Genomic DNA, 7,310 nt, shown 5'->3' with positions numbered 1-7,310 from the left:
CGCGATAAGCTAGTGACAGGAATTCGGACGAGTGCTCTTCGGATCCCCCGCGGCCGAGGGCGCGCCGGCCCGGCCCGCGGCGCCGGCCACGCGCAACCCGGTGCTGCCGCTGCGTCCGACCGGCGCCGTCTGGCGCGCGACCGTCGGCGGGCATCGCGTCGTGCTCCGCACCACCGAGGACGCGGCCGGGCAGCCGGTCGAGCTTTCGATCGCCCTGACGAAGGAGGGCGCGGCCTATCGCAGCCTGATGGATGCGATGATGCAGTCGGTCTCGATCGGGCTGGCGGGCGGCGTGAAGCTCGCCGCCTATGTCGAGGCCTATGCCTACACCCGCTTCGGCCCGGCCGGCGCGGTGGAGGGCGACCCGGCGATCCGCCAGGCGACCAGCGTGCTCGACTGGGCCTTCCGGAAGCTCGCACGCGAGTATCTCGGCCGCACCGACCTCGCCGATCCGACCGAGGCGGAATGCGCGCCCGATGCTGTCGGCCACGCGGCGGAGCAGGCGCCGCTGCTGCCGATGGACCTTCCGGCCGCCCCGGCGCCGCGCGCACGGCGGAAGCAGCTGCGCCTGGTTGGGTAGCCAGCGGCGTCGCCCTGCCGCACTCTCCGCCCCGTCATCGGAATGGCGGAGGGACACAATGGCTGGGGTTGTCGACGCGAAGCTCGCGGAACTCGGGATCACGGTGCCGGCAGCGGCCGCGCCGCTCGCCAACTACATCGGCTACAACGTGGTCGGGAAGCTCGTCGTCGTGTCCGGCCAGATCCCGCTGGTGGACGGCAAGATCGCGGTGACCGGCAAGGTCGGCGGCGCGGTCAGCATCGAGCAGGGCCAGCACGCCGCGCGCATCTGCTTCGTCAACCTGCTCGCGCAGCTCAAGGCCGCGACGGGCGGCGACCTGGATCGCGTGAAGCGCGTGGTGCGGCTCGGCGGCTTCATCGCGTCGGGCGCGGACTTCACGCAGCATGCGATGGTGATGAACGGCGCGAGCGACATGGCGGTCGCGGTGTTCGGCGAGAAGGGCAAGCATGCCCGCACCACGATCGGCGTGCCGGCGCTGCCCGGCGACGCGGCGGTCGAGGTCGAGGGGATGTTTGAGTTGGAGTGAGGGTTGCCTGGGGCGCCGGCGGGCCAAACTGAGCCGCCATGCCCGACGGCACGCCCGAGCTGAGCCTGACGCTGCACCGCGCGGTCGCCGAGATCCCGGCGGCCGAGTGGGATGCCTGCGCGAACTCGGGAAATCCCTTCGTCAGCCACGCCTTCCTGGCGGCGCTGGAGGAGAGCGGCAGCGTCGGCGGGCGCAGCGGCTGGCTGCCGCAGCACGCCGCGCTGCGCGACGCGCAGGGCCGGCTCCTCGCCTGCGCGCCGATGTATGCGAAGTCGCACAGCTACGGCGAATACGTCTTCGACCATGGCTGGGCGGATGCGCTGGAACGCGCCGGCGGCAACTACTACCCGAAGCTGCAGGTGGCCGCGCCGTTCAGCCCCGTGCCGGGCCCGCGGCTGCTGGTGCATCCCGGCTCGGGCCTGCGGATCGAGGCGATGGCGCAGGGGCTGCGGCAGGCCTGCGAGCAGCTCGACCTCTCCTCCGTCCACGTCACCTTCTGCACCGAGTACGAATGGACGGCGCTGGGCGCGGCGGGCTGGCTGCAGCGGATCGGCACGCAGTTCCACTGGACCAATGCCGGCTATGCGAGCTTCGACGACTTCCTGGGCGCGCTGGCCAGCCGCAAGCGCAAGGCGATCCGGCGCGAGCGGCGCGATGCGGAGGCCAGCGGCTTCGCGCTGAAGACGCTGCGCGGCCACGAGATCACGGCAAAGCACTGGACGGCCTTCCATCGCTTCTACCGCGCCACGACGGACAAGAAGTGGGGGCGTAGCGCCTATCTCAACGCGCGCTTCTGGCCGCTGCTCGGCGAGGCGCTCGGCGATCGCGTGGTGCTGATGGTGGCCGAGCAGGATGGCGAGCCGGTGGCCGGCGCGCTGAACCTGCTGGGCGACGAGGCGCTCTACGGCCGGAACTGGGGCGCGCTGGTGGATGCGCCCTTCCTGCATTTCGAGCTCTGCTATTACCGCGCCATCGATTTCGCGATCGAGCACAAGCTGGCCCGCGTCGAGGCCGGTGCGCAGGGCGAGCACAAGATCCAGCGCGGCTACCTGCCGGTGCCGACCTGGTCCGCGCATTGGATCGCCCATCCGGGCCTGCGGCGTGCCGTCGCCGACTTCCTGGACCGCGAACGGCCCGCGATGCTGCGCGAGATGGAGGCGCTGGCGACCCTCTCGCCCTTCAGGCGCGACGCCGAGCAGGAGTGATGCCCTCGCCCTTCTTCGCGCGCATCAAGGGCGACGTGCTGGCGATCGTCGCCAGCGTGCCGGCGGGCCGCGTGGTGACCTACGCCGCGATCGGCGCGCATCTCGACGTCATGCCGCGCCATGTCGCCTACATCCTCGCGCAGCTCCCCGGGATCGAGAAGGCGACGCTGCCCTGGCACCGCGCGGTCGCGGCCGATGGGCGGCTCGGCGTGCCCAAGGCCGGGGCCGATGGCGAAAGCCAGCGCGCCCTGCTCGCCACCGAGGGCGCGGCCTTCGACCCCGACGGCCGCATCAGTGATTTCGTCGCGCGGCAGGTCGAGGTCGCGGCGCTGCCGCACGGCGTGCCGCGGCAGACGCGTCCAGCCGATGCGCCGGTGACGCCGTCGCGCCAGGCGCGCCGCCCCGCGCGCTGAGGTCTGCACGGCTTGCCGGGCGGCGATCGCCCGGGCAGAAATTCTCCGTCAGCACAGGGCCGTTGCGTGGCGCTCGCCTATTTCCAGCTCGCGCTCTCGATGGCGCTGGTCGGCGCCAATGTCGCCGTTGCCAAGCTGCTCGCGGAGAGCTTGCCGGTCGCGCTGATCCTCGGCCTGCGCTGCCTGCTCGCCGTGATCGTGCTCTGGCCGATCGCGCGCGCGATGGAAGGGCGGCTCGGCATCGGGCGCGTCGTGGGCTGGAACCTGGCGCTGCAGGCGCTGTTCGGCACGCTGCTCTACAACCTGGCGCTGCTTGCCGGGCTGCGGCTGACCACGGCGCTCGAGGCGGGGCTCATTCTCGCGACACTGCCCGCCGTCGTCGCGGTCGGCGGCGCGCTGTGGCTGCGCGAGAAGCTGCCGGCACGGCAATGGGCCGCCGTCGCGCTCGCCGCCTTCGGCATGGCTGCCCTGGTCCTCGCCCGCGTCGCCGCGGACGGGCATGGCAGCGCGCTCGGCAACCTGCTCGTCTTCCTCGGCGTGTGCGGGGAGGCGATGTATGTGCTGCTCGCCCGCCGCATCGCGGGCCAGGTGCCTGTCGTCACCGCGACCTTCTGGATGCAGGTCTTCTCCTTCCTCATGCTGGTGCCGCTCTGCCTGCCCGTGCTGGGCGGCATCGCCGCGCTCGCCGCGCCCGAGGTCTCCGCGCTGCTGGTCTTCCACAGCCTGACCTCGAGCGTGATCTGCCTGCTGCTCTGGTATGCCGGGATGAAGCGCGCGCCGGCCGGCATCGCCGGCGTCTTCACCGCCTTCCTGCCGGCGACCGCGGCTGCCGTCGCGGTCGGGCTGCTCGGCGAGCCCTTCACGGCCGTGCATGCCGCCGGCTTCGTGCTGCTGACCGGCAGCCTGCTGCTGGCGACCTGGCCCGCCCGGCGCTGAGGCGGCGCGCGACCGCGCTTCGGCCTCGCGCGCCGGCACGCGGTTTGTTACGCTCCGCGCCATGGACCCGACGCCGTCCCCTCCGCGAATCCGACGCACCAGGGCGCTTCGCCTCGTCCTGCTCGGCACCGGCGTCGCCATGGTCGCCGCCTGCGAGCGCCAGCCGCCGCGCGTGCAGGACCAGACGCTGCGCGTGGCCTGCGACCAGGCGCGCGCGGCGAATGCGCCGAACTGGCGCGAGATCTGCGAACGCGCAGCGACGGGCAATTCCACCACGGCCTCGCGCAGCTATTTCGGCGTGCCCTGGATCATGGGTCGCACCGGCTACACCTCGGGCCGCAGCACGACCACCGGCGGAAACTGGTTCTCCGGTCGCACCGCCGACCGACCCGGCTCGGTCAGCACCGCGCCCAGCTCGCGCGGCGGCTTCGGCTCGACCGCCGGCTCCCGTAGCTCGGGCTCCTGAATGCGCCGCGTCACGCTGGAGCCGCGGGCCGAGCAGCGCGAGCATGCGCGCCGCCTCGGCTTCGCTTTCGCCGAGATCGCCGGGGAGCCCTATTGGGACGAGACCGCCTGCTACGTCTTCACCGCCGAGCAGATCGACCGGCTGGAGGCTGCGACCGAGGAGCTCGACCGGCTCTGCCTGCAGGCGACGCAGCACGCGATCCAGCACGACCTGAACGGCCCCTTGGGCATCCCCGACGGCGCCTGGCCGATCGTGAAGGCGAGCTGGGGCCGCGGCGAGCCCTCGCTCTATGGCAGGATGGACCTGCGCTGGGACGGCGTCGGCCCGCCCAAGCTGCTCGAATACAACGCCGACACGCCGACCGCGCTGTTCGAGGCCGGCGTCGTGCAGTGGGAGTGGCTGGAGACGCGCATCGCGACGGGCGCGCCGAAGGCAGACCAGTTCAACGCCATCCACGAGACGCTGATCGAGGCCTGGCCGGCGATGCAGCTGCCGCAAGTCACGCATTTCTGCTGCGCGCGCGACAGCGAGGAAGACAAGGGCACGGTGGACTACCTGCGCGACACCGCGATCCAGGCCGGGATGGATGCGCGCTTCCTCTACATGGACGAGATCGGCTGGAACGGCACGTCCTTCCGCGACGTGGAGGAGCGCGAGATCGCGGCGATCTTCAAGCTCTATCCCTGGGACTGGCTTCTGCGCGAGGAGTTCGGCCGCCACATCCCGAACGCCCGCACGCGCTGGATCGAGCCGGCCTGGCGGCTGGTGCCGAGCTCCAAGGCGTTCCTCTCGCTGCTCTGGCACCTGTTCCCGGATCATCCGAACCTGCTGCCGGCCTTCCTGGAGCCAGGGAAGACGGGCAGGCCCGAGATCTCGAAGCCGCTCTGGGGCCGCGAGGGGTCGAACGTGATCGCGCCGGGCATGGAGACGGAGGGGCCCTATGCGGACCAGCCGCGCGTCTGGCAGGCCTATGCCGAGCTGCCGCGCATGGGCGGGCGCTATCCGGTGATCGGGTCCTGGGTGATCGGCGGCAAGGCCTGCGGCATCGGCATCCGCGACGACGACACGCCGATCACGCGCGACACCAGCCGCTTCGTGCCGCATTACTTTGAGGCCGCATGACCGCTTCGTGGCCATGCCCTCAGACGCCGGCGCGGGCCATCCGGCCCGCTTGGCTTCGCGCAGGCCACGGATGCGCCTGCTGCGCTGTCGGTTTGTGCGCGGCGCGCCTTCGCGCGCTCGGCCCGCTGGTGGCGGGCCGCCTTGAAGGGGACATGGAATGACGAGCCTCGCCACCTTGCCGGGCTTCCTGGCTTACCTGGCCACCGGCATCCTGCTGCTGACCGCCGCGATGGCGATCTACATCCGGGTCACGCCCTACAACGAGATCACGCTGATCCGCGCCAACAATGTCGGGGCGGCGGTGACGCTGGGTGGGGCGATGATCGGCTTCTGCATGCCGATCGCCTCGGCCTTCGCGCATTCGATCAACATCGTCGATGCGGCGGTCTGGAGCCTCGTCGCGCTGGCCGTGCAGATCGCATGCTTCTTCGCCGTGTCGAAGCTGCTGGGCGACAGCCGTGCCGCGATCGAGCGTGGCGAGGTGGCGGGTGCCATCCTGAAGGCGAGCGTGTCGGTCTCCGTCGGGCTGCTGAACGCGGCGTGCCTCTCCACCTGAGGTGAGGGCCTGGTTCGCCTGCACCGGGGCGGAGCTGCTCCGGCGCGAGGTGGCGGACACCGTCGGGCGGCTCGCTTCCGCGCAGCAGGCGAAGGGGCTGCCGGGGGCGGCGGACCAGGAGTTTGCGTGGCAGCGCCAGGTCGCGGCGCTCCGCGACGCGATCGGCGCGGCGGGCGGGGATGCCTGGACGATTGCGCTCGAATACGACCTGTTGCGGCTCGAGAAGCGCGTGGATGCGGTGGTGGTCACCGACCGCGCAATCCTGGCGCTGGAGTTCAAGACCGCGTCCCCCGACCGTGCGGCGCTGGCCGAGGCCGAGGATTACGCGCTCGACCTGCGTGATTTCCATGCGGGCAGCCGGGCGCATCCGATCGTTCCGCTGCTCGTCGCGGGTGAGGCCGGCTTCACCCCGCCGGCACAGCCACCATTGATCTGGGATGGCGTGGTGCCGCCCCTCGCCTGCGGGCATGGCTCGCTCGCCACGGCGCTGCGCTGGGTGCAGTCCACTGCACCGGACGCCACGCCGCCGCTCGACGGCGCAGCCTGGCTCGCCGCGCCCTATCGCCCGGTGCCGACGATCGTCGAGGCGGCGACGATGCTCTACGCCCGCAACGGCGTCGCGGAGATCGCGACGGCCCGCGCCGATACCGCCAACCTGACGCGCACCGCGGAGGCCATCCGACGCGCCGTCAGCGGCGCGCAGGAAGCGAACGAGAAGCGGCTGGTGGTCGTCACCGGCATTCCTGGTGCGGGCAAGACGCTCTGCGGCCTCAACGCGGTGTTCGGCCAGCCCGACAGCGCCTTCCTGACCGGCAACGTGCCGCTGGTTGAGGTGCTGCGCGCCGCACTTGCCAATGACGCCGTCGCGCGGCGGGAGTGCGGCCGCGACGAGGCGATGCGGCGCGCGAAGCAGCGCCTGCAGAACGTGCACCGATTCCTGGAGGACTGCGCCACCGACCCGCAGCGCCGCGCACCGCATGAGCGGTTGATCGTCTTCGACGAGGCGCAGCGTGCCTGGGATCAGGCCAAGGCGCGCCTTGGCACGCGCAACAAACCTTCGAAGCTCAGCATGAGCGAGCCTGCCCACACGCTCGAGATCATGGCCCGGCACGAGGGCTGGGCCGTCATCGTGGCGCTGATCGGCAACGGGCAGGAGATCAACACCGGCGAGGCAGGGCTCGCGGAATGGGGGCGCTGCGTCGCGGCCTCCGGCATCTGGCGCGCCACGGCCGCACCGCGCGCGATAGACGCCGCGGATCCGGTGCAGCGGCTCGCGGAGGGCTGGCCGGACTGGCTCGATCGGGACGACGACCTCGACCTCACCGTTCCGGTGCGCAGCGTGCGCGACACGGCAGGTGCCGCCTGGGTGGACGCGCTGCTGCGCGGCGCCGTCGCCGAGGCGCGCGCCATCGCGGCGGCCACCGAGCTGCCCTTCCTCGTCACCCGTGACCTCGATGCGCTGCGCGCCGCGCTGCGGCGCCTCGCGCGCGGCCGGCGTCGTGCCGG

General features: G+C 72.1%; 9 protein-coding genes. All 9 read left to right on the top strand.

Annotated elements, in window-relative coordinates; genetic code table 11:
- Positions 1-31 precede the first annotated feature (31 nt).
- Entirely contained in the window at positions 32-580 is a 549-nt protein-coding gene (locus tag L2I40_RS15320; protein ID WP_237216073.1) for a TSCPD domain-containing protein, read from the top strand.
- A 58-nt stretch (positions 581-638) separates the two neighbouring features.
- Positions 639-1,106, top strand: a complete 468-nt coding sequence (locus L2I40_RS15315; protein ID WP_237216072.1) for a RidA family protein — start codon at positions 639-641, stop codon at positions 1,104-1,106.
- A gap of 38 nt (positions 1,107-1,144) precedes the next feature.
- On the top strand, positions 1,145-2,311 hold the full coding sequence (locus L2I40_RS15310; RefSeq protein WP_237216071.1) for a GNAT family N-acetyltransferase: 1,167 nt from the start codon (positions 1,145-1,147) through the stop codon (positions 2,309-2,311).
- The gene (locus L2I40_RS15305; RefSeq protein ID WP_237216070.1) at positions 2,311-2,724 is read left to right on the top strand and encodes an MGMT family protein; all 414 of its coding nucleotides are present in this window, start codon (positions 2,311-2,313) and stop codon (positions 2,722-2,724) included. Before L2I40_RS15310 ends, L2I40_RS15305 begins: the two co-directional genes overlap by 1 nt.
- 66 nt (positions 2,725-2,790) lie before the next feature.
- On the top strand, positions 2,791-3,660 hold the full coding sequence (locus L2I40_RS15300; RefSeq protein ID WP_237216069.1) for a DMT family transporter: 870 nt from the start codon (positions 2,791-2,793) through the stop codon (positions 3,658-3,660).
- 61 nt (positions 3,661-3,721) lie between these two features.
- On the top strand, positions 3,722-4,126 hold the full coding sequence (locus L2I40_RS15295; protein ID WP_237216068.1) for a DUF1190 domain-containing protein: 405 nt from the start codon (positions 3,722-3,724) through the stop codon (positions 4,124-4,126).
- Positions 4,127-5,248 (top strand): glutathionylspermidine synthase family protein, encoded by a 1,122-nt coding sequence (locus L2I40_RS15290; protein WP_237216067.1) that lies wholly within the window; start codon positions 4,127-4,129, stop codon positions 5,246-5,248.
- 157 nt (positions 5,249-5,405) lie between these two features.
- Entirely contained in the window at positions 5,406-5,804 is a 399-nt protein-coding gene (locus tag L2I40_RS15285; RefSeq protein WP_237216066.1) for a DUF350 domain-containing protein, read from the top strand.
- Position 5,805: 1 nt separating this feature from the next.
- A partial coding sequence (locus L2I40_RS15280; protein WP_237216065.1) for a DNA/RNA helicase domain-containing protein occupies positions 5,806-7,310 on the top strand: 1,505 nt, incomplete at its 3' end.

It is taken from the genome of Falsiroseomonas oryziterrae (genome assembly GCF_021864505.1).
GTDB lineage: Bacteria > Pseudomonadota > Alphaproteobacteria > Acetobacterales > Acetobacteraceae > Falsiroseomonas > Falsiroseomonas oryziterrae.
This window is presented reverse-complemented; position numbering and strand designations above follow the sequence as displayed.